18 protein-coding genes are annotated in these 22452 nt (G+C 43.8%); 7 read left to right on the top strand and 11 right to left on the bottom strand.

Features of this window, described 5'->3' with window-relative positions; genetic code table 11:
• Positions 1-117 precede the first annotated feature (117 nt).
• The 4 genes from pstB to pstS all read right to left on the bottom strand — a co-directional run bounded on the left by pstB (position 118) and on the right by pstS (position 4199).
• The gene (pstB, locus tag V7K49_RS15935; protein ID WP_335206380.1) at positions 118-924 is read right to left on the bottom strand and encodes a phosphate ABC transporter ATP-binding protein PstB; all 807 of its coding nucleotides are present in this window, start codon (positions 922-924) and stop codon (positions 118-120) included.
• Positions 925-981: 57 nt separating this feature from the next.
• Positions 982-1863 carry a phosphate ABC transporter permease PstA gene (gene pstA, locus V7K49_RS15930; protein ID WP_334870203.1) on the bottom strand — a complete coding sequence of 294 codons (882 nt, stop codon included), beginning with the start codon at positions 1861-1863 and terminating at the stop codon, positions 982-984.
• Between the two features lie 19 nt (positions 1864-1882).
• Positions 1883-2833 (bottom strand): phosphate ABC transporter permease subunit PstC, encoded by a 951-nt coding sequence (pstC, locus tag V7K49_RS15925; protein WP_335206379.1) that lies wholly within the window; start codon positions 2831-2833, stop codon positions 1883-1885.
• A gap of 184 nt (positions 2834-3017) precedes the next feature.
• Complete coding sequence (gene pstS / locus V7K49_RS15920) at positions 3018-4199, bottom strand: phosphate ABC transporter substrate-binding protein PstS (protein WP_335206378.1); 1182 nt, start codon at positions 4197-4199, stop codon at positions 3018-3020.
• Positions 4200-5144: 945 nt separating this feature from the next.
• Here pstS and V7K49_RS15915 point away from each other — a divergent pair.
• Positions 5145-5732: a biotin transporter BioY gene (locus V7K49_RS15915; protein WP_334870208.1), complete on the top strand. Its 588-nt coding sequence runs from the start codon at positions 5145-5147 to the stop codon at positions 5730-5732.
• An 86-nt stretch (positions 5733-5818) separates the two neighbouring features.
• Positions 5819-6295, top strand: coding sequence for a signal peptidase II (gene lspA / locus V7K49_RS15910; protein WP_334870210.1), 477 nt, complete (start codon positions 5819-5821; stop codon positions 6293-6295).
• 202 nt (positions 6296-6497) lie between these two features.
• On the opposite strand, the gene V7K49_RS15905 is transcribed toward lspA, so the two are convergent.
• Entirely contained in the window at positions 6498-7232 is a 735-nt protein-coding gene (locus V7K49_RS15905; protein WP_334870212.1) for a hypothetical protein, read from the bottom strand.
• Positions 7233-7660: 428 nt separating this feature from the next.
• Here V7K49_RS15905 and V7K49_RS15900 point away from each other — a divergent pair, with 428 nt between their 5' ends.
• Positions 7661-9931, top strand: coding sequence for a transglycosylase domain-containing protein (locus V7K49_RS15900; RefSeq protein ID WP_335206377.1), 2271 nt, complete (start codon positions 7661-7663; stop codon positions 9929-9931).
• 318 nt (positions 9932-10249) lie between these two features.
• Here the strand turns inward: V7K49_RS15900 and V7K49_RS15895 are convergent, their stop codons facing one another.
• Together V7K49_RS15895 and V7K49_RS15890 are read right to left on the bottom strand one after the other, a co-directional pair.
• Complete coding sequence (locus tag V7K49_RS15895) at positions 10250-11683, bottom strand: DUF4335 domain-containing protein (protein ID WP_335206376.1); 1434 nt, start codon at positions 11681-11683, stop codon at positions 10250-10252.
• The gene (locus V7K49_RS15890; RefSeq protein ID WP_335116193.1) at positions 11680-12306 is read right to left on the bottom strand and encodes a DUF3038 domain-containing protein; all 627 of its coding nucleotides are present in this window, start codon (positions 12304-12306) and stop codon (positions 11680-11682) included. Before V7K49_RS15890 ends, V7K49_RS15895 begins: the two co-directional genes overlap by 4 nt.
• Before the next feature lie 541 nt (positions 12307-12847).
• Between V7K49_RS15890 and V7K49_RS15885 the strand changes: the two genes are divergently transcribed.
• The 3 genes from V7K49_RS15885 to V7K49_RS15875 are packed head-to-tail and all read left to right on the top strand — an operon-like array spanning position 12848 to position 14756.
• Positions 12848-13366, top strand: coding sequence for an adenine phosphoribosyltransferase (locus V7K49_RS15885; RefSeq protein WP_334870220.1), 519 nt, complete (start codon positions 12848-12850; stop codon positions 13364-13366).
• 32 nt (positions 13367-13398) lie between these two features.
• Positions 13399-14445, top strand: a complete 1047-nt coding sequence (locus tag V7K49_RS15880; protein ID WP_273767324.1) for an ABC transporter permease — start codon at positions 13399-13401, stop codon at positions 14443-14445.
• Between the two features lie 29 nt (positions 14446-14474).
• The gene (locus tag V7K49_RS15875) at positions 14475-14756 is read left to right on the top strand and encodes a hypothetical protein (RefSeq protein ID WP_273767322.1); all 282 of its coding nucleotides are present in this window, start codon (positions 14475-14477) and stop codon (positions 14754-14756) included.
• A 60-nt stretch (positions 14757-14816) separates the two neighbouring features.
• Here V7K49_RS15875 and V7K49_RS15870 read toward each other — a convergent pair whose 3' ends face one another.
• The 3 genes from V7K49_RS15870 to purL all read right to left on the bottom strand — a co-directional run bounded on the left by V7K49_RS15870 (position 14817) and on the right by purL (position 19788).
• Positions 14817-15383, bottom strand: a complete 567-nt coding sequence (locus V7K49_RS15870; RefSeq protein ID WP_335206373.1) for a Uma2 family endonuclease — start codon at positions 15381-15383, stop codon at positions 14817-14819.
• 113 nt (positions 15384-15496) lie between these two features.
• Positions 15497-16996 carry an amidophosphoribosyltransferase gene (gene purF / locus V7K49_RS15865; RefSeq protein WP_335206372.1) on the bottom strand — a complete coding sequence of 500 codons (1500 nt, stop codon included), beginning with the start codon at positions 16994-16996 and terminating at the stop codon, positions 15497-15499.
• A 371-nt stretch (positions 16997-17367) separates the two neighbouring features.
• On the bottom strand, positions 17368-19788 hold the full coding sequence (purL, locus tag V7K49_RS15860; RefSeq protein WP_335206370.1) for a phosphoribosylformylglycinamidine synthase subunit PurL: 2421 nt from the start codon (positions 19786-19788) through the stop codon (positions 17368-17370).
• Positions 19789-20424: 636 nt separating this feature from the next.
• On the opposite strand from purL, the gene V7K49_RS15855 reads away from it, so the two are divergent.
• Positions 20425-20706: a hypothetical protein gene (locus tag V7K49_RS15855; RefSeq protein ID WP_335206369.1), complete on the top strand. Its 282-nt coding sequence runs from the start codon at positions 20425-20427 to the stop codon at positions 20704-20706.
• Positions 20707-21679: 973 nt separating this feature from the next.
• Here the strand turns inward: V7K49_RS15855 and V7K49_RS15850 are convergent.
• Entirely contained in the window at positions 21680-22165 is a 486-nt protein-coding gene (locus tag V7K49_RS15850; protein WP_335206368.1) for an allophycocyanin subunit alpha-B, read from the bottom strand.
• Between the last annotated feature and the right edge of the window lie 287 nt (positions 22166-22452).

Below are 22452 nucleotides of genomic sequence, written 5' to 3'. Positions count from 1 at the left end.
CGGGCTACGCCTACGCTAACCTTGGCGAACAAATAAAAAGATAGAGGAATATCGCACACCTTTAATTTCCGAGTATCCCTCATTGCTCTCACATCAACAATAGAAATATTTATCTATTTATCCAAATCTGCCGCTAACGTAATCTCTGGTATCTTGCTGCTGAGGATTGTTGAAAATTAGTTCTGTTGCGTCGTACTCTACCATGTAGCCGTTACGACCTCCAGTTTCTGTAGTTTTAACATTAAAAAAGGCTGTCTTATCAGAAACTCGCGCTGCTTGCTGCATATTATGGGTGACGATAACGATCGTATATTGCTCTTTAAGTTGGTGAATAAGTTCTTCAACCCGCAACGTGGAAATAGGGTCGAGAGCGGAGCAAGGTTCATCCATTAATATAATTTCAGGTTGGACTGCGATCGCTCTAGCAATACATAACCTCTGTTGTTGTCCACCGGATAAAGACGAGCCACTTTGTCGCAGTTTATCTTTTACTTCGTCCCACAAAGCCGCTTGCCGTAAACTCCGTTCTACTAATTCATCCATATTACCTTTGTAGCCGTTGATTTTGGCTCCAAAAGCAATATTGTCATAAATGGATTTTGGAAACGGGTTTGGTCTTTGAAACACCATCCCAATTCTCCGACGCACTTCTACAGGATCAATGTCGGATGCATACAAGTTTTTATCGTAAAAAAGTATTTTACCTTCTGCCCGAAATGACTCAATCAGGTCATTGAGGCGGTTATAGCATCGCAACAACGTACTTTTACCACAACCAGAAGGGCCGATAAAGGCTGTCACCTGATTTTTTGGTATATCTAGCCAAATATTCTGCAAGGCTAAAAATTTGCCGTAGTAAACGTTGAGGTTTTCGGTGCGTAAAACGGTTTGAGTATCATTCACTGTGCTAACATTGATAGCCATAAATTAAGTGCAGTATTAGTTTTAGCGATACAAATCCGCCATGTAGATGCTATTTCACTAAGCTTTCTTGCGAGTTGCCCAGCGAGCGATGATACTTGTGATTAGAACCATCAATACCAAAATCAAAGATGCTGCCCAAGCTAGTGATTGCCAATTTTTAAACGGAGAAATAGCGTATTTGTAAACCAAAACAGCAAGGGAAGCTGTTGGTTGGAATAAGCTATCGGGCCAAAAATTGGAAAAAAGGGCGGTAAATAGTAAAGGTGCAGTTTCTCCAGATGCTCTGGCGATCGCTAGCGTTGCCCCAGTTACAATTGCTGGTAGAGCGGCTGGCAAAACTACTTGTGTTACTGTTTGAAAGTTAGTTGCTCCTAACCCTACAGATGCTTGTCGCAAATCTTGCGATACTAACTGCAAGGCTTCATCAGTGGTTCGGACAATAATTGGCAACATCAAAATTGCCAGTGCAAACCCTCCACCTAGAGCAGAATATGATCCTAAGTTTAACTTTACCAGTGTCAAAACTACAATGCCATAGGCAAATACCCCAGCAATAATTGACGGGACTCCACTCAGCACGTTAGCCGCAAAACGTACCCATCTTGCTACTTGGGCGGAGCTAAATTCTGTGATGTAAATCGCCGCTAAAACACCAAACGGGATACTAATCACCGCCGCAATTCCTACCATCAGCAGCGTGCCTAAAACTGCATTACCAAAGCCTCCTCCCTTTTGTAAAGCTTTGGGTGGCAGTTCAAAAAATACACTGGGACTCAAACTGCTAAAGCCTTGAATAATGACGTAAGAAAGCACTGCTAGCAAAGGCACAAGTGCCAATACCCCACAGATAAATGCAATTACGGTCATTACTGTATTAAACAGTGTTCTTTGAGACATGGGAGCGCGAGTTAGACTGCGCTCTGGAAAACTAGAAGTCATAATTCAACCCAAAACTAAGCTACAGTCGCTTGACTCTCAGAACGATAAACTCGGCCATGATATTGACTACCAGGGTCAAGAAGAATAGAACTAAAGCAGCGTACATTAAAGCCGAAACTTGCAAACCACTAGCTTCTGAAAATTGATTTGCCAGTAGAGAAGAAATCGTATTGCCTGGTGCTAACAGTGAGATACTAATGTTGTTAGAATTACCAATCAACATTGTTACAGCCATTGTTTCTCCCATTGCCCGACCGAGTGCCAACATCACAGCACTAACTATCCCCGAAAAGGCTGCTGGAATCAGAATTTGCAAAATCGTTTCCCAGCGGGTTGCTCCTAGTCCTACGGCGGCTTGACGCAAACTGGGAGGTATAGAAATCAAGGCATCGCGCGATAGGGCTGTGATGATGGGCAAAGTCATAATTGCTAATATGACTCCCGCCGGCAACATTCCTGGCCCTGTAGGGGAGGTGCTAAAAAATGCTATCCAGCCAAAGTAACTATTGAGCCATTTTCCCAAGTTAGTTAAGATAGGCACTAATACAAAAATACCCCAGACGCCGTAGACAACGCTGGGAATAGCTGCGAGCAGTTCTACTGCAAAAACCAGTACCAACTTCACTTTTGCGGGTAAAAAATCCTCACTTAGTATAATAGCAGTACCAACTCCAATCGGTACAGCTATCAACAGACCAATAAAAGAACTCAAGAGAGTTCCATAAATTTGAGGTAGCACCCCATAGCTATCATTAACTGGGTTCCAAGTTGTGTTAGCTAAAAAGCTAGCCCCAAACTTTTGGATGGCAGGCCAAGAAGCAATTGCGACCTGTAAGCCGATCCATAATAAAGTGGCAGCAACCCCAAAGGCGAAAATTTTAGTCAGCCAAATAAAACCCCGATCTAGGGACTTTTCTACATCAGAGCGATTTTTGGTCGCTGATGAAAGGTTTTGAGAATTTGTAGTCATGACTACCGACTTTCACAATTAAATCAGAGAAGAATATTGAAGGCAAACATCTCAACAAAATTGTTGCCTCATCGTCTTTTGAAACTGAGACATTGGTAACACAGAGTTTCAAGTTACGAATGCCTATAGTCTAGTAAGCAACTGACAAATTATTGTCTAGGAATACCTCATGTCTTAACTGTAGCTACTTGCTAGCGCTAGTACCACTACCAACAGAAATTTTATACTCTGGACTAATTTGATCGGCAGCAGCAGCCACCTTTGTGATCACGTTTTGGGGTAGGGGAACATATCCTAGTGTAGTAGCCTGCTTTTGACCCTCAGTTAAGGCGTATTCGATCGCAGCTTCAACTGCCTTAGCTTTTGCCGCATTGGGATATTTCTTGTAAGCCAAAATCCAGGTATAAGTGACGATGGGATAAGAATCAGCCCCTTCTGGATCGGAAATGAAGACGCGGAGATCAGGCGGTAGAGTTACTGATGCCAGAGTTTTAGAGGCTGACTCCTCACTAGCTACAATAAACTTACCGCCTTTATTTTCCAAAGCAGCAAACTTGAGACTATTTTGTTTGGCATAGCCGTACTCGACATAACCAATAGAACCTTGTGTTTGTTGAATTTGGGCGGTAATACCCTCATTCCCCTTAGCACCAACTCCCGTAGGCCAGTTGACAGTTTTGCCTTCACCAACTTTAGTCTTCCACTCCGGGCTAATAGCGCTGAGGTGTTTTGTAAACACACCTGTTGTTCCGCTACCATCTGAACGATAAACAACTGTGATTGACAGTTTAGGAAGCTTTACACCTGGATTAGCCTTGGCAATTTGGGGATCATCCCAAGACTTGATTTTGCCTAGTAGAATATCAGCGTAAACGGCTCGTGGTAGCTTTAGTTCTGCAACATCTGGCAAGTTGTAAGCTAGCACGATGCTACCAGCAGTTACGGGCAGTAAAATAACGCCCTTATCCGGTGGCACCTTCTGGATTTCTTCATCCTTCATGGCAACGTCGCTGGCACCAAAGTCTACAGTCCCTTTGATAAATTGCTCAACTCCAGCACCGCTACCAACTGAGGCATAGTCAACTTGCAGATTTGGATATTTTTTGTTTAGATCCGTAAACCATGTATCATACAGTGGTGCTGGGAAAGACGCACCAGCCCCGCTTAATTTTATATTTCCACCCAAATCTAATTTGGTTGTACTGGAGGCAGTAGTATCTGTAGCAGTACCAGAAGGTGTATCCTTGGTGGCTGTATTATCCGAGTTTTGCTGTCCGCCACATGCAGCTAGGCTGATTGTCAGTGCTAACACTGAAATTGAACCTGTGAGGCGATGAATTTTCATTACACTAAGACGTGAGGGCATCGCTATCAATTTTGAGTAACTTTGCAGGTGAGCGCTTCTAAGGATACCCCTAAAGACTAATGGTTAAGGTAAAGGTTAGGTTAATAAAGCAAAAAAATGCTTGTTTTTTTTGATGAAGAACAAACACTCGTTTCTACTTTTGCTTGATAAAATTAATACTGCTGCTTTAGTCACCCGTTACAAAGAGTACCAGAGTAATTTGGTTACAGATATTTACAAAACTCTATTAATAGTGTAAATTTATTGGTCAAGTCATAAAGAAAATATGTAAATGTGGTATTATTTCAAACTTAATAAATTTGGGAATTTATGAAATTTGTTTCTGCTTATCAGCCTAAGTAGACTTAAAGTCATAACTAAACAATCTAAGTTTAGCCAGTGAACTTATTGTTTAGAGAAAGTAGAAAAAAATAATAAATTGCCTATTTTTATAGAGAGGAGGCGGGGCGATCGCTAAAAAATAGTGAATTAAGGAATTATCTTTAACACTTTGTAGCAATAATTTGGCGCTGAATCTAAAAACTTAGTTTAAATCCTAAATTTTGCTAATCTTAACACCTATTAAGTCAAATATCATCATCAGACTACGCTTCAGTCAATAAAATTACAGCTATAGACACCTAAGCCATAATTCGCAGAACTGAAAAGTTACATACCAAAAAGGCAAAAAAAAATATGCTAATTCTTAGAGGATGTTTGAAAAGTCGTAGAGTATACCAAAAACCCCACTTCCCTTCCTCTAACAGAAGTGGAGAGAGGCTTTTAAACCCCCATTCCCTTGTAGGGAAGGCTTGCTCGCGGGGTTAGGTTTCTGAAGTTTTGATGTTAGCAACAATACTTTTCAAATATCCTCTTAGAGGTGTCAGTACAAATTTCATTTCAATCCTAATGAACATATTAGTTGCTGTTGGTTTTCTCTTTTGCCTTTCCCCGGTTGCCTGATAAATGTTTGCTGCTTCCAATCAATTACTATGGTCCATGATTGGCTTACTCCTGACAATGGGTAGCACCTTCCTAGAAGCTTATGGCATAACCTTACCTTGGAATTGGAGTAAGCACGGAATTCAGACTTTTTCTTTAGGTGTCACTTTTCAAATTGGCGCAGTACTGTTGGTGGGTTGTTTAGGGGGCAAAAATGCCGGTGCGCTCTCGCAAATTGCCTATTTAGTAATGGGGTTAACCTTATTACCTGTATTTGCCGATGGTGGTGGTCTTGGTTATGTTAAGCTATCTCAGTTTGGTTATCTACTAGGTTTTATTCCTGGAGCTTGGATTTGTGGTTTCTTCGCCTTTAAAGCTAGACCTCGACTAGAAACTCTCGCCTTTAGTTGCATCTGTGGCTTATTAACTCTCCACCTATGGGGTATTACTTATTTAATTATTAGCTATATTTTTCAGTGGAAAGGTACAGAAAATCTACCATTAATGCAAGCAATCCTCAAATACTCCTGGTTTGCACTACCAGGGCAATTAAGTGTAGTTTGTGCCGTTACCGTAATAGCATATGTATTGCGTCACTTAATGTTTTATTAGTTATGGAGGGGCTAGAAATTTAAAATTCTTCTAATCCCTATACCCTACTGCTTAGTCCCTAATCCTAGTCCCTAGCCCCTAGTTTCATGCGTTTAAAAAATCGCCTTTTCTGGATAGCTGCCTTCATAGCTTTTTTCTTAGACCAAATAACAAAATACTGGGTGGTGCAAACCTTTCGCTTGGGGCAGACACTGCCACTTTTACCTGGGATATTTCACTTCACCTATGTCACTAACACTGGTGCCGCTTTTAGTCTGTTAAGTGGGAAAGTAGAGTGGTTGCGCTGGCTATCTTTAGGAGTAAGTTTAGTATTGATAGCCTTGGCCTTATTTAGTCCAATGTTAAATTTGTGGGATCAGTTAGGCTATGGCTTGATTTTAGGTGGAGCTATGGGCAACGGTATTGATCGCTTTGTTTTAGGCTATGTCGTTGATTTTCTTGATTTTCGCCTGATTAACTTTGCTGTATTTAATGTGGCAGATTCATTTATTAGTATAGGTATTGTTTGCCTGTTAATTGCTTCCTTGCAAAAAACACCGACTTCAACCGGCAGGCCGCATTAAACTATTAAGCCTGGGATGATTAATCCCAGGCTATTGATTACAGAAATCGTTGCTCAGTCTTATATGCCAAGACTTTATCTATAGGTTCCAGCAATTGTAATTTGTTATCTTACACCAGTTTGCATAACTGGTGCAAGAGGTTAAGATGCAGCGGCGATCGCTAATGAAAAACTAGTATTCAGATTATGCCCCAGATTTTAATTTAATTGCCTGTGGTAGGAGTTTTTGGCGAACTTGGAGTACTGGGAGAGTTTCCTGGTTCGGTAGTGCTGCCAGGAGTACCAGACTCAGGTGGAGTTGTTGAGCTTCCTGGTTCGGGATTGATTTCAGTAGTACCAGACTCAGGTGAAGTTGGGTTTCCTGGTACGGTACTGCTGCCAGGAGTGCTAGGTTCAGGTGGGGTAACGCTTCCTGGTGCTGGAGTTAAATTGCTAGGAGCGCCAGGTTGAGCTGGGGTAACGGTTCCTGGTTCGGTAGGACTGCCAGGAGCGCCAGGTTCAGATGGGGTAAGGGTTCTTGATCCTGGAGTTAAGTTGCTAGGAGCGCCAGGTTCAGATGGGGTAAGGGTTCCTGATCCTGGAGTGGTTTCGGGAGTGCTAGATCCAGGTGGTGTTTTGGTTCCTGGTCTGGTTCCTGGTGCAGTTGTACTATCTGGAGTAGTGGTGGTGCTACTGGGCGTCGTTTCTGATGGAGTTGTAGTGCTACTAGGAGCGCCACCAGGCACAACTGCTGTGCCGCCGGGACAGCGGGAGTTGAGCGGAAAATACTCGCACAGAATTTTCATCCCTTCTGGCGACATCTTGATTTCCGTTGGTGCACTAGTAGATTCGCTACTGGATTGGGCTATGGGGGATTTACTGGATTCGGCTACGGCAATATTAGTGGTGAAAGCCAAAGATAGAGCTGTACCAATCAGGGTCAGAGATTTTCCCATCATTCTAAAATTAACCTCAACGGAACACTCGGCCCATTAAAACAGACTATAAGATTTAGAAAATCTTCCTAAATGAGGATATTTAGCTTGGTTTCAGAATATGTGGCTCTGTAAAATTGGTAAAAATTAAATCTGTTGTTTTTGAATAACTAGTGTTTTAAAATACAATAATAAAAAATATTATTGTAGTTATTAACTAGTAAGAGTAGATAAAACAAGTCTTTGAGAATAGATAAAAAATTTATGCCTCTGGAAATAAGTGATAAAAATAACAAACAAATTAAAAGTACAAAGTAAAAACAAGTATAAAATAGAGCAAAAAGTCCCGTATAGCTAATTTCTGCTTTGGCTTATGAGTAAAATGATGAAAGACTAACATCTAAATTGTAATTCGCCCGATTCTTCACTAAAAAGTGTGATGTGAATAGCCGATGAGTTCTCCCCAACCCCCTCACAAGCCACAAACGTTACTAGGTCAACTGACTCAAGCAGTACATACGATTCAAGCTAGGGTCGATTTTTCCAAATTGGCGCTCAAGCCTAATGCCAAGGTACCGGAACTTTGGGTGCAGGATGCGGGGGCGGATAAGGCAGAGGTATATCCACTGTTGGGCGATCGCTATATTCTAGGTCGTAGCTCTAAATGCAGCGATATCGTCATCCGTAACCCTGTTGTCAGCCAAATTCACCTATCGCTATCGCGGAATTCTACTCAGCGCACACCAGTTTTCATTATCAAAGACGAAAACTCCACCAATGGGATTTATCGTGGCAAGCGTCGTGTTAATTCTCTGGAACTGCGTCACGGCGATATTTTCACGCTGGGTCCCCCAGAACTTGCCGCTTCTGTGCGGTTGCAATATGTCGATCCACCAGCCTGGTATGTCAAAGCTGCAAGTTGGACAGCTTATGGTGTCGGTGGTGTCAGTGCCCTGTTAGCGTTAGTGATTGGCGTTGAATGGCTGAAATTTTCAGTTAAACCTCTACCTACAGCTACACGCGCCCCAGTAGTTGTTTACGCTCGTGATGGAGCCACCCCGCTAAGAGAGCCTCGAACTATCTCTCACGTAGATATAAAGCGATTAGAAGAATTTGGCCCTTATTTGCCTGCTGCGGTGGTGGCTTCAGAGGATAGTCGTTATTACTGGCACTTTGGTGTTGACCCTCTGGGGATTTTACGAGCTGTGTTGATCAATAGCCGTAGCGGAGATGTGCAACAAGGAGCCAGCACTGTTACCCAGCAAGTTGCCCGCAGTTTGTTCCGCGAGTATGTAGGCAGACAGGATACCCTTGGACGCAAATTGCGGGAAGCAGTTGTCGCCCTGAAGTTAGAAACCTTTTACAGCAAAGATGAAATTTTGCTGATGTACTTAAATCGGGTTTTTTTGGGGGGAGATACCTCTGGCTTTGAAGATGCATCCCGGTATTACTTTGAGAAGTCGGCTAAAGAATTAACTTTGGCAGAAGCAGCAACATTGGTAGGAATTTTACCAGCTCCCAACGCTTTCGATTTTTGTGGGGATGGGCCAAATAAGCTACAAGCATCTGAATACCGGAATCGCGTGATTAAGCGGTTGCTGGAGATGGGCAAAATTAAACCTGAAGATGCGAACCGAGCTAGACGCTCCACTGTTCAAGTTAGTCCTAAAGTTTGTGAACAGCAAGCTAAGACGATCGCTCCTTATTTTTACAGCTACGTCTTCTCTGAACTTGAATCAATCTTGGGGGAGGGAGCCGCAAAGGAAGGGAATTATATCATTGAAACCCAGCTTGATCCAGCAATCCAGAGCAAAGCAGAAGCAGCATTGCGAAATTCAGTCAACAATGGTGGTAGAAGTTTTAATTTTTCTCAAGGGGCGATGGTCACCCTTGACTCCAGTACTGGCAGCATTTTGGCAATGGTGGGCGGGACTGATTACAAAAAAAGTCAGTTCAATCGCGCTGTTCAAGCCAAAAGACAGCCAGGTTCTACCTTTAAAATCTTTACTTATACTGCCGCTATTCAACAGGGGATTCCAGAATCAAAAAGTTATTCTTGCGCCCCTTTAACTTGGCAAGGCTTTACTTACAAACCCTGTCGTGCTGGTGCTGACACTAGTTTAGATATTGCCACGGGGCTGGCTCTTTCAGAAAATCCCATCGCCCTACGAGTTGCCAGAGAAATCGGGCTGGATAGAGTGGTGGCAATGGCGCAGCGTTTGGGAATAAAGTCAACCCTAGATCCGGTTCCTGGCTTGGTACTAGGTCAAAGTGTAGTCAATGTTTTGGAAATGACTGGTGCTTTTGGTGCTATTGGCAATCGTGGTGTGTCAAATCCTCCCCATGCGATTAACCGAATTTTAGATAGTGGCGATTGCCGCGATCGCAAGGATATCAAAACCTGCCGTGTCATCTATTCCTTCGACCAAAATACGGATGCCAACAAACGAGTCCTGCCAAATGGTGTAGCCGATGAAATGACTAGTTTGATGCGCGGTGTCATCACAAGAGGTACTGGTCGTAGTGCTGCCATTGGACTGGGGGAAGCTGGGAAAACAGGCACGACTGATAAAAACGTTGACTTATGGTTCATAGGTTTTATCCCCAGTCGGCGGCTTGTAACTGGTGTTTGGCTGGGAAACGACAATAATTCCCCTACATCTGGTAGCAGTGCTCAAGCAGCTCAGTTGTGGGGAAATTATATGCGGAGAATTACTCGGTAAACGGGTATGGGTCATTGGACATTGGGCACTTGTACTTCGACGCTGCCCTTATCTACGAGAGGCTGCGCCAACGGCTACGCTCAGGACAAGCTCAGTACAAGTGCCCTATGCCCCAATACAGTTCAGTTAAGGCTTAACTCTTTATTCAAAGTCAATTTTTTAACGTAGACGCACAGCGGCTTCCCGCAGGGTACCGCCATCGCGCAGCGTCTCGCAGAGAAGGGCGCATTCGCGTGGCGTCTCCAAGAGTTGAACGCAAAGGAAGAGAAGAAAGAGAAGGAATAAATGCTTAACTGAACTGTATTGCCCTATGCCCAATTACTGATATCCCTGCCAAGGCATAACTTCTAGTTTGCCGCTAGGCTTGAATATCACTTGGAAGTGGGCGAGAGGTTCTTTATTGTTGGGAGCTGCTACATTGGAACCGTAAATAGCGTTGAACATCTTCGGAAGGGGTGTTTCTCGAAAATAGTCAAAGGCGACTTGGTTGAGTGGTTCATAGTCAGCAATTACACCATCTTTGTTGACTGCTACCCGGTATTTCAAATCTCGCGTAAAGGTGGGGGTACCACTCCAGGTTTGGCGAACTGTACTATAAAGCTTTTGGTTTAAACCTTTGACTATATTAGAGTCAGTAATTTTTGCACCCACTACCTCTGGCGTCCTCGCATATCCTCGCCAAGGGCTAACTTCTAGCACACCTTGTGTATTAAATACTACTCGGAATTGGGCGATTAGTTCATTGGAAATAGGAGCACGGTTAGCTGGATTGTAAAGTATGTTCGGCAGAGGAGTTTGACCTACTCCTAGATTCGCCTCTTTATTCACTGCTTTATAACCAATGATCGCTCCATCTGCGGCTACACCCAGACGATAGATCAAATCCTGTTGCAATCCTGAGCGATTAGTCCAAGCTGGATGAATTTGGTTGTACACTTGACGATTCAATGCACGCAGTTGGGATGGATCGGTAATTTCTGGAACTGTATTTAAAAGTGCTTCTAAATCTTTAACTGCTGGCTTTGCATTAGCTGTAGGCTTTGATGTGGGCGTTGCAGCAGCTATGGGAGTTACAGCAGCTGATGCTGGAGGAGTGATATTGTTTATTGTAGAGCTAGTTTGCTCATTTGGTTTAGGCTGCGGTGGACGCATTTGGGGAGGTGGAATCAAGTTAAAGGCGATCGCTGCTACTGCTAAACTTGACACACCCACAGCAGCAGGAACAGCCTGCCTGATTAAAGCTTGACTAGCACCGCCATAACGTCTGGTAACTGGTTGTAGTTCTAGGGAAAGCTCAGGTAAAGTTTGAGTATCAGCAAAAAACTGATCCACTGCTTCCACTAAATCAAACAACTGCACTGTATTCAAATCTATTTCAATAGGCGGACGTTTGGAATTGTTAGAGTGAGACTCAAACCCCTCTAGAGCACCTTCTGAATGTATAATTAACCTGTGTCGGTTGCTGTCAACTTTCTGAAACTCAACTAGCTCCGATTCCTGGTTATGTGCTTGCGGATTAGGTACACTACTTAAAAATTCTTGGGCATAGCCACTAACAGCCCTCACCAAACTTTCAAAAAATTCCCGCCCTCCCGTTAAAGGTTGATTATAACCAGATAAATAGCATTCTGCATTTACCAATATTGATAATTCCGGGCGCATTTCCTGGAAGTGTGCAACCCTACTGACATCACTTAACCCTTCTAAAAGCAGTGTACAATTAGGTAGACTGTACTTACGTTGAATATTCATTCCACTTCACCGTCAAAAAGACTAATCCAGAACCGCTGCATTCCAGCTGTACCAGTACAAAATAGTAATTGTCCTAACAAATTTATTGCTAGCTCATCTAATTTTTCATCAGAACTTAATGCCAGTACACCAGAACGTCGAGCATTCATCCGGCTCTTAAAATGCGTTCTAAACCGTTCTAAGTAATTAGATAGGCGCAAATTCTGTTCTAATGGAATCTGCTTTTCTTCCATTTGTTGACATATCATTAGTAACTGGCGGATGACAACAGTTAAACGCCGCGCTATGTAGCAAGCAATAACCACCAGAGCTTTTGCTTCCATGATAGTTAAAGGACGGCGCATATGCGCTCTTCGTAGCGGGTTAGAGCTACGCATCCGCCATAAATTCACCCTATCTTTAACAATTCCTTTAAGATCCAACTCTTGAGCAAAAGTTAGGATTGCTTCAGAACCACCAAGCTCTAAAGCTTCAATTGCCAATAGAATTAGGTCAATTTGCAACCGCGTTCTCCGAGGACACGTCTTGGAAGCGATCGCAGGATCTGGTAAAGTGTCCAGAATCATCGGCAGTGATTCTTGGGTTGAACTGTTGAACGGCGTTAAACTTGCTGAGACATTCATTCTATAAATACCTTGTGCGGTTCCAACAGACTAGATAAAACAAATTTAAAATCGGTAGCCAAGACTTGAACATTAGACTTGTAGTACTAGCATGACTACCTGATATATACATTACTTAACTCTTTCTACTCAAAGTTTTCCCTATATTGAAATCAAAGTTTTAAAAAATAAGTTAATTCACCTCATTTATTAGGGCAATACCTTTTCTAGCTTGGTTCAGATTCTAATTATCGTCAATCAAGGGCGAAGCTTCAGCCTCGACCCCCAGCGTATGACATTATAGTGTACGATTTTTCAGGTATCTGAAATTGGGCATTGAGAAGCCACTGTGTTGCCGGGGTTCCCCCGGTTGCTTGCTAGCAAGAGCGTCTCTGACAGGAAAAGCAAGTGGCGTCATTGGATATTTGTCAATAATCAATAGTTCTTTCTTCCCCTGCAAGGCCAACTCCCTCACTCCTCCACTCTCCATGCCCTATGCCCCATGACGCCACTTACTTAAAGCAAGTGGCTCCCCCATGTCCCATTCCCCAATCCCTATTTTATGGATTTGAAGTCTCTCGTTCGTGACATTCCAGATTTCCCCAAGCCCGGAATTTTATTTCGGGATATTACTACGCTACTGCGCGATCCAGAGGGACTGCGCTATACTATTGACTTTTTAACACAAAAATGCAATGAAGCTGGGATCAAGACGGATTATGTCATTGGTATGGAGTCGAGGGGATTCATTTTTGGCTCACCTTTGGCTTATAAATTAGGAGTTGGTTTTATTCCTGTCCGCAAAAGAGGGAAGTTACCAGCAGCAGTTCACTCAATTGAATATCAACTAGAGTATGGTACAGACTGCCTGGAAGTGCATCAAGACGCTTTACACCAAGGTAGCCGAGTTTTGATTGTGGACGATTTGATTGCCACGGGTGGAACTGCGAGTGCAACAGCAAAGTTAGTGCAGAAGATTGGCTGCGAACTAGTAGGGTTTGGGTTTATTATCGAGCTACGGGATTTAGAAGGGCGTAAATATTTGCCGGACGTACCGATTATCTCTCTAATTGAATATTAGTCATTGGTCATTAGATAAAGGACAAAGGACAAATGACATCTACGAGAATTTCCTTGGAGACAGGTCGGGATTGGCTAATCAGGCTAGTCACGAGCGAAACTTTTATTTATGTGGCAAAGCGGGTATTGCAAGCACTACTGACCTTGTTTTTGGCGTCAGCGTTGTCGTTTTTCATTATTCAACTCGCTCCAGGGGATTATGTAGATACGCTGCGGCAAAACCCGAAGATATCTCCAGAAAGAATTGAGGAAATAAAGCGGCAGTTTGGTCTGGATAAGTCTTGGCCAGAGCAATTTTGGCTATGGCTATGGCGAATCTTGACAAAAGGGGACTTTGGCACGAGTTTTATTTATCAACGTTCAGTGGCATCGCTGTTGTGGGAACGGGTACCAGCAACTTTGCTATTAGCGATCGCATCTTTAATTGTCACATGGGCGATCGCCATCCCTCTAGGGATTTTTGCTGCTGTTAATCAAAATAAGCTCTCAGACCGAATTTTACAGGTGATTAGCTACGCTGGACAAGGCTTTCCCAGTTTCATCACTGTCTTAGCGCTACTGGTTTTAGCCCAACTCACCTCGCCTTTATTCCCAGTGGGTAGTATGACTAGCATTAATCACTCAGAACTGACGTGGTTTGGCAGAATCTTAGATGTCGGCTGGCACATGATTTTACCTACGATCGCCCTCTCAATTACTAGTTTTGCTGGTTTACAACGCATCACTCGCGGCGAATTATTGGATGTTCTGCGTCAAGATTATATCCAAACGGCTCGTGCCAAAGGACTGCCAGAAAACCGTGTGATCTACGTTCATGCCCTCCGGAATGCGATAAATCCCTTGATTACCTTATTGGGTTTTGAATTAGCTAATTTATTAAGCGGTGCCTTCATTGCTGAATATTTCTTCAACTGGCCCGGTTTAGGGAGATTGTCTCTACAGGCTTTACAAGCTCAAGATTTATATTTGTTAATGGCAAGCTTGGTCATGGGCGCAGTGTTGCTGATTGCTGGTAATTTAATCGCCGATTTAATGTTAAAAGCCGCCGATCCTCGCATTCGCTTAGAAAATCTCAATTAGTCATCCCCATTTCTCCCCATCTCATCTCCATGCTGTCCGAAGTCTATTACTTGGTGCGCTCAAAAACTGACGGTAATTATCTCATAGCTCGTCCTGACACCGAAACATCAGGTTATTTATTGCTGTTTCAGGAAAATTTTGATGCCCTTAGCTATCTCAACACCCATGCGGCAGAAGTGGCAAATCGCTTTGCTGTGGAATCTATTGCGCGTACACAGTTGGGAAACTTGCTCAAACGCTGGGGTTTTAGCGGTGTGGGTATTGTGACTGACCCGTTATTGCCCAAAGTTGAGTTTTTGCAGCACAGTTAAATTTATGGATTAGCATAGACGCTTCTTCGGCTTGTTGTCAGACATCGCTTGCTAATTTGTTTAAGTAAATAAGGATGCGATCGCACAAGTAAAATCAGGCAATATAGGTGAATTCAATTGATCACCATTGAACAACGTAGCAACTAACTTTAAACTCGCTTGTTCACGTTGATATACTTCCACCTGTTGCTTGCGCCAATCGACAATCCAATATTCTCTGACACCTCTTGCTGAGTAAAGTTTTAGTTTAAGTTCCCTATCTCGCTTTTCATTCTCAATACCAGCAGATAGCACCTCTAATACCAGTTCTGGCGCACCAGTCAAATGCCCCGCTTCATCTAAAAGTAGGGGCAATCTCTCATTGCTAGCCCAAACCACATCAGGAATCACATTATCATTATCGCCAAAAATTATGCCTGGAGCAGGTACGACCTCTCCCAAAGAAGTAGCTTGTGACCAGGTATCCAATGGAGCAATAATTCTGACACAAGTTTTTTGATGATTCCAATGGGGCACTCTGGTCACAAACAATTCTCCGTCAATAATTTCATAGCGGTTCCCGTTATCTGGAAACAACTCTAAATCGGCGGTAGTCCAGCGCACTCTCTCAGATATCGGCTGGTTCATAAACCACGACTATTGAAGGATTTACCAATTTTAACCTGAGATTGACAGCATTTATTTAGCCCGCACAGGCGGGCTTGGTTTGTCTAGCCGCAGACTTCAGTCTGTCGGAGCCTTTACACCACTACCTTTTCTAAACTCAATTTAGAACGCTTGACTTGCTCAGGAATCGCCACAGGATAATCTCCGGTGAAGCAGGCAGAACAAAAACTATTGGTGTCTTCTCGTGTCGCTTCTAGCATTCCCTTCCAACTAAGATAGGCGAGGCTGTCTACTTCCAGTTGCTTGGCAATTTCTGCTACTGACTTGGTAGCAGCAATCAGCTGATCCTGAGAATCGGTATCGATGCCATAGAAGCAGGGATGAGTTACAGGTGGGGAGGAGATTCGCATATGTACCTCTATTGCACCTGCATCACGCAAGGTTTTGACTAGTTTACGGCTGGTAGTACCCCGGACAATCGAGTCGTCTACGATGATCACTCGTTTACCCGCCAGCACATCTTTGAGGGGGTTGAGTTTCATGCGGATACCTGATTCGCGCATCGCCTGTGTTGGCTGAATAAAGGTTCGCCCAACATAGCGATTTTTAATCAGTCCTTCAGCGTAAGCTACACCAGAAGCTTGGGAAAATCCAATAGCAGCAGGGATACCAGAATCAGGAACACCAAAGACAATATCGGCATCTACAAAGGATTCTTTAGCTAGTTGATGTCCTAACCGCATTCGGTAGCTGTACAAACTCTCGTTGTGCATGACGCTATCAGGGCGGGCAAAGTAAATCATCTCAAAGATACACAATTTCCGCTCGGACTGTTGACTCCAATGATAGGAAGCCAAACCTTCTTCAGTAATCCAAACTAATTCACCTGGTTCTACATCTCGCAGGTATTCGGCTCCAATGATGTCTAAACCACAAGTCTCCGAAGCCAAAACGTAACGGACTGGATTACCTGCCAAAGTCCCAATTACTAGGGGGCGAATGCCATTGGGGTCACGGACACCCATAACGCCACTGGAAGTGCCAATGACTAAACTAAAGGCTCCTTTGCAACGGTGAAATGCCTGAATTGCACCTTCTAGCCAATCTGCACCAGCATTGATCGCTTCGGCGATCGCAAAAGCGATCATTTCTGAGTCTGTTGTTGTGACTAAGTTGTATTTTTTCTCAAGCAACTCTTGACGTAATTGCACTGTATTGACTAAATTACCGTTATGCGCCAAAGCTAATGACCCTAAACGGGTTTCCAGCACTGCGGGTTGGGCATTAACTTTGCGGCTAGAACCTGTTGTGGAATAACGCGTGTGACCAACAGCAAGGCTACCAGGCAATTGCTCCAAGATGGATTCATTGAAAACTTGAGACACCAAGCCCATATCTTTGTAAAGATGTACTTGTGTACCTTCAAAGGTGGCAATACCGGCTGATTCTTGACCCCGATGCTGGAGGGCATACAATCCAAAGTAGGTCAGTTTAGCAACGTCTTCTGCTGGTGCGTAGATGCCAAAAACACCACAAGCTTCTTCTGGCTTGTCAGGCTGATTTTCATGACTATTGATTGGGTTGTTGGTCTGATCGGGGTATTCATCCGAAGTGACAGAATGAATAGAAATCATGCTAGCTTTGCTCCTGGTGGGGGGGGTCAATCAATTTTGAATTTGAGATTTACAATTTTGGATTGACCGCACCCTAGTAGGAATGCGGCTTGGGATTTGAGAGTGGCTATTTTTAAATTTGTTTCGCTCACTAGGAGCAAGACATGAACCAGAAGAAACACCCCCAATCCAAAATCTAAAATTCAAAATCTAAAATCGGTAGTTAAGTCACTGGGATTATATAGATGGTAGCGAAGTTCTTAACAAATCTTTAACCATCCATTAAAACAGTACCGTAATTATGCTCACGGATGCTAATAAAAGAGTTAGGAGTGAGGAGTGAGGAGTTATGCTTTTTATTCCTAACTGCTCACTTTCAACTCCTAACATCTTTAACTGTGGGTAGTAGTGTGGATGGCGAGACGTCTGGCGATCGCATGGGAATAGCGATCGTTCATATCTTCGATCCTAACTTTGATTAAGGCTTGGTTATCAGTAGTGAAAACCCCCAAACCCGTCTCAAAATTGCCAACTATACCCAGTTTTTGCCATTCTTGACCCAGATGTTCCTGTAAGTATGATTCCCAAATTTTTTGTTGTTCTGATGCTACAGAAACTAAAATCCTGGCACCGCCTTCGGCAAACAGCACCTCATCAAGGCGAGGTAGTGACTGGGTTGATGCTATTTCTAAATTGATTTCGGCACCAAGGTTGCCAGCAATACAACATTCTGCTAGAGCGATCGCCAATCCTCCCTCAGCAGAATCATGGGCTGAACGGACCCAACCATTACGAATTGCTTCACGACAAACTTTCTGAACGCGGCGTTCCAAGTCAAAATCTACTCGTGGCGGTTTTCCGGCAACAGTACTGTGGATAGTGGCTAAATACTCGGATGCTCCTAAACTAATTTTGGATGCCAGAGGTAATCCGAGAAGATAAATCACATCGCCGGATGCTTGCCAGCCTTGACCACAAATTTTAGTTATATCGGGAATCAAGCCTACCATACCCACTACTGGGGTGGGATAAATGGGTTGTGGGATGCCTTGAGAATCAAAAGTTTCATTGTACAAAGATACATTTCCGCCTGTGACGGGTGTTGCCAATTCTCGACAAGCTTCTGCCAAACCGCGACATGCTTCTGCCAATTGCCAGTAACCAATCGGTTTTTCTGGAGAGCCAAAATTCAGGTTATCCGTTACCGCCAGAGGTTCTGCACCCACACAGCTAAGATTGCGTGCAGCTTCTGCTACCACCGCCTTAGCTCCCTCATAAGGATCAAGATAAACATAACGAGGATTGCAATCTACTGTTGCCGCCACCCCTAATTTTAGATTTGGGACTTCGGCTTCTCTACGAGACGCTGCGCGAACGCTCAGTCGAACGATTTTAGATTTGAGATTGGGGATTTTTTCTAGGGGGCGCAAACGGATAACAGCGGCATCTGCACCACCTGGCAGGATTACTGTATTATTTTGTACTTGATGGTCATACTGACGATATACCCAGCTTTTAGAAGCGATCGTGGGTGTATCGAGCAAAGTTAAAAGAATATCATTCCAAGTTTGCAGGCGTCCTTGGAGTTCTATTCCAGCAGTTGTGCAAGGAGGTAAGGAATCAGGAGTCCATGCCCAAGCTTGACGTGCATATTCTGGAGGTTCTGTCAACAAATCCCGGTGATAAAGTGGGGTATTTTCTGCCAAAGCTTCAGCAGGAATTTCTGCTGCTACTTTACCCTGGAAGAGAATCCGCACGATGGGTTCAGCAATTACTGTACCTGCAACAACAGCATGAAGTCCCCAACGGTGGAAAATGTCGATTAATTCTTGCTCACGACCTTTATGGGCAACGAACAGCATCCGTTCTTGAGATTCCGAAAGCAGATATTCATAGGGAACCATCCCCGTTTCTCTTGCGGGAATCTTATCTAAATCTAGTTCAATTCCCACACCGCCTTTTGCCGCCATCTCTGAGGTAGAACAGGTGATCCCGGCTGCTCCCATATCCTGGGCGGCGACAACTGCACCTGTTTTAAATGCCTCCAGACAAGCTTCAATTAACGACTTTTCCAAAAAGGGGTCGCCTACTTGTACAGCAGGACGGTCATCCATTGACTGTTCGCTCAATTCTGCACTGGCAAAACTTGCGCCTCCCATGCCATCGCGTCCTGTGGTGGAACCGACATACAACACAGGGTTACCTAAGCCAGATGCCCCAGATTTGACAATTTCTAGCGTTTCCATCAACCCTAGCGCCATAACGTTCACCAGAGGATTACCAGAATAAGCAGGATCAAAGTAAACTTCGCCACCAACGGTGGGCACTCCCACACAGTTACCATAATGGGCAATTCCTGCGACTACACCAGTAAATAACCTTTGGGTTTTGGCATCTTCGAGGGAACCAAAGCGCAGCGAGTTCAATATCGCAATGGGACGCGCACCCATTGTAAAAATATCTCTGAGAATGCCTCCTACTCCTGTTGCCGCTCCCTGAAAGGGTTCGACAGCTGAAGGGTGATTGTGGGATTCAATCTTAAAGGCTAGTTGCAGTCCGTCACCCAAATCTACAACCCCAGCATTTTCACCAGGCCCTACGAGGATGCGGGACCCTTCGGTAGGAAACTGTTTGAGTAAAGGTCGAGAATTTTTGTAACAGCAATGCTCTGACCACATTACGCCAAACATTCCCAGTTCAGCTTTGTTGGGATGACGCCCTAAGCGACGGACAATTTCTGCGTATTCTTCTGGTTTTATACCTTCAGCAGCGATTTCTTGGGGGGAAAAGGGAGCAGGAGATGTGGCGGTCATGGAAATAATGCACCAATTGTACAGAGCATTATTCTATCGATTTACTTGACCTCTAAATGCAGATATAGGATTGTTCATCGCTAGATGCTACAGATCGGCTGATTAAATAAATCTACTTAGGGACTTCCAAAGAATAATTTATCGAACAAGTAAGGGTACAGCACCGATCAAATATCTGTTTCACCAAAAGTCTGTGGATGCCCATTCGTGTCAACTTAAGGCAAAAGCCAGTAAGCGAACAAGCTTTTAGAGGTGCCTCGAAAAGAAGTCTCCGACTGGGAATGCCTAATGAGAGGCTTTGCCTCAAGACTAGCGGCAGAGCAGCAATTGAAGAGCATTTCCAGCCAGAGGCTGGAAACGAGGTTTTAAAAGAGTTTTAGCTTAAGTTGACACCAATGGTGGATGCCATACCCCTACAATTTGGGTCTTTTTTTAATTGGAAGTCCCTAAAGATAAATATTGTAATACGTTTAAAGATAGATTGTATTAAATCCTAAAATACTGGTAATTGTACTGTTAATTACCAAGTAATAAAATTTTCTTTCCTTGTAACGTGCATAGGTGATTTCCAGATAATGAAAATGGCTATCAGTCTGTCAAATGACCCATTAGAAAGCAGAAAAATCAGAGGATGCGATGGTCGGGAAGCGAACCGCCTTCAGCATCGACAACTTGAATCAGGGCGGAAATGGGACTGGCATCGCTAACAGTGGCAGTCTGAATACAGAGAACGGAGAAGACGCGATCGCTGGCACAGGGAACGGCGGCAACGGCGGCGGCGGTATTATCAGCAACGCTGGAACTGGGACAGGTTTCAACAATAATGGAAACCCCATTAGCTTTACTACCACTGGGGTTGAAAAATTTATCTTTGCAGATAGCTCTTTCTGCTACAGTACTTTGGCAAACGAGGTATAGGTTTGTTAACTATCTGTCCTTATATCCCTTCCTGTATTTGGTGTTTTAACCCCTGAGTGTCTAATTGGTGTTGTTTGCTCTTAATCACGCTGTGTGAAACTTTTACTCAAACCTAACCCCCAACCCCTTCCCTGCAAGGGAAGGGGAGCAAGAATCAGAGCCTCTCACGCTGTGGGGAAGAGGAATGGAAGCGGGGTTTTAAGAAAAAGTTGTACATCGCGTTCTTAATCTGAAAAAGCATCTACCAGCGTATATATTCTTAGCTCTAAACTTGCATAGATTTACTGTAACTCAGGAATTATTCGGCTATATGCAGTTTAGCTGTAACAATAAAGTGACGAAAATCACACGTATCTATGATTAGGATCGTCTCCCTGCGCTCGTGAAGTAGGCATAATTAATGACAACTGAACTCTAGCCGAGTCATTAATAGGGAACACACTTAATTGCCGACAGCCTTAATCAAAGACTGTCGGTTTTTTATGTCCGTATATCCTTCATCCTTTGATAAATGCCCCATAAATATACCTATTGAACAAGAATTCACCTATTCTGAATACAGGAGTAAAGCCGGAAATTCCGAAAGCTGCGGTCAGAATCAAAACGCCAAGGGACTCGCTTTTTCGTGTCGCTATCAGTGGGAAATTCAGACCCACTACTAGAAAAGTTGACCACCAAATCATAGATTTAGTGGGGGTCTCAAACCCCATTTATTCATCCGCCAAGGGACTTGCTACCGCTGCGCTATCCGCTTTTTCGGTCAGAATTCATAGCTTTATTCTGACTGCTGAATTCTTTCTTAATAAAATTTCCCCACAACTGGTTGGTAACTTGACAAATATTTTGCCAGAGCCACTACCAAATGTGGGGAGGGTATGATCAAATTGGGGATCTTATGCCTATCGAGTGCTAATATTTTGCACTCACTTTAGTAGACCAGAAGTATACTCCTAGAACCAGCACACACTTTGTATTAAGACATCGCTTGAATGATGTAATCAAAGTATGGTGCTGCTTGGGCAGTGTCTTCCGCACTCAGTAAGCTAAGGGAGGCTGTTTTGAGAGAATTGATCGCTTCTACCATTCCAGGCACGGGAACGCCCAATGAATTGTACATTTCCCGCACCCCAATCAAACCAATTTTTTCAATTGGCTCTTTGTCGCCGGCAAGCACACCATAAGTAATTAGACGCAAGTACCAACCAAAATCACGGATACATAGAGAACGCTGGCGTTCTCCGTAAGCATTACCTCCGGGGGAGATAAAGTCAGGACGCTTCTGCCAAAGTTGTTTGGTTGCTTCCTGAACTATCTTTTTTTCGTTTTCGGCTAAGGTAGCCGCAATCCGCGTCCGTTGTATGCCGGTTTGCAAAAAGTCTTTGATATTTTTAAGTTCGCCACTGCTGGGATAACGCAGTTCGTCGTCGGCTTTGAGAATAACTTGGCTAATTACAGTCATGATTATTGAAATCACCTGAAATATTATCTGTTAGTTTAGCGAGTCGGAGGTACACAAGTGAAGGGATAGGAGCTACTTATGTATTGAATTTATCTGTTTGGGAAGATAAAAGAGAAATGAAGTGCCCAGTGCTGAGTGGGGAATCTCACTTCTTTACTCATAACTCTGAACTCAAAACTGTTTTGCCCCATACCCCATACCCCATACCCCATACCCCATACCCCATACCCCATACCCCATACCCCATACCCCATACCCCATACCCCATACCCCATACCCCATACCCC

This window comes from Nostoc sp., assembly GCF_036919675.1.
GTDB lineage: Bacteria > Cyanobacteriota > Cyanobacteriia > Cyanobacteriales > Nostocaceae > Nostoc.
The sequence above is the reverse complement of the archived record's forward strand: the minus strand, read 5'-3'. Positions and strand labels throughout refer to the sequence as shown.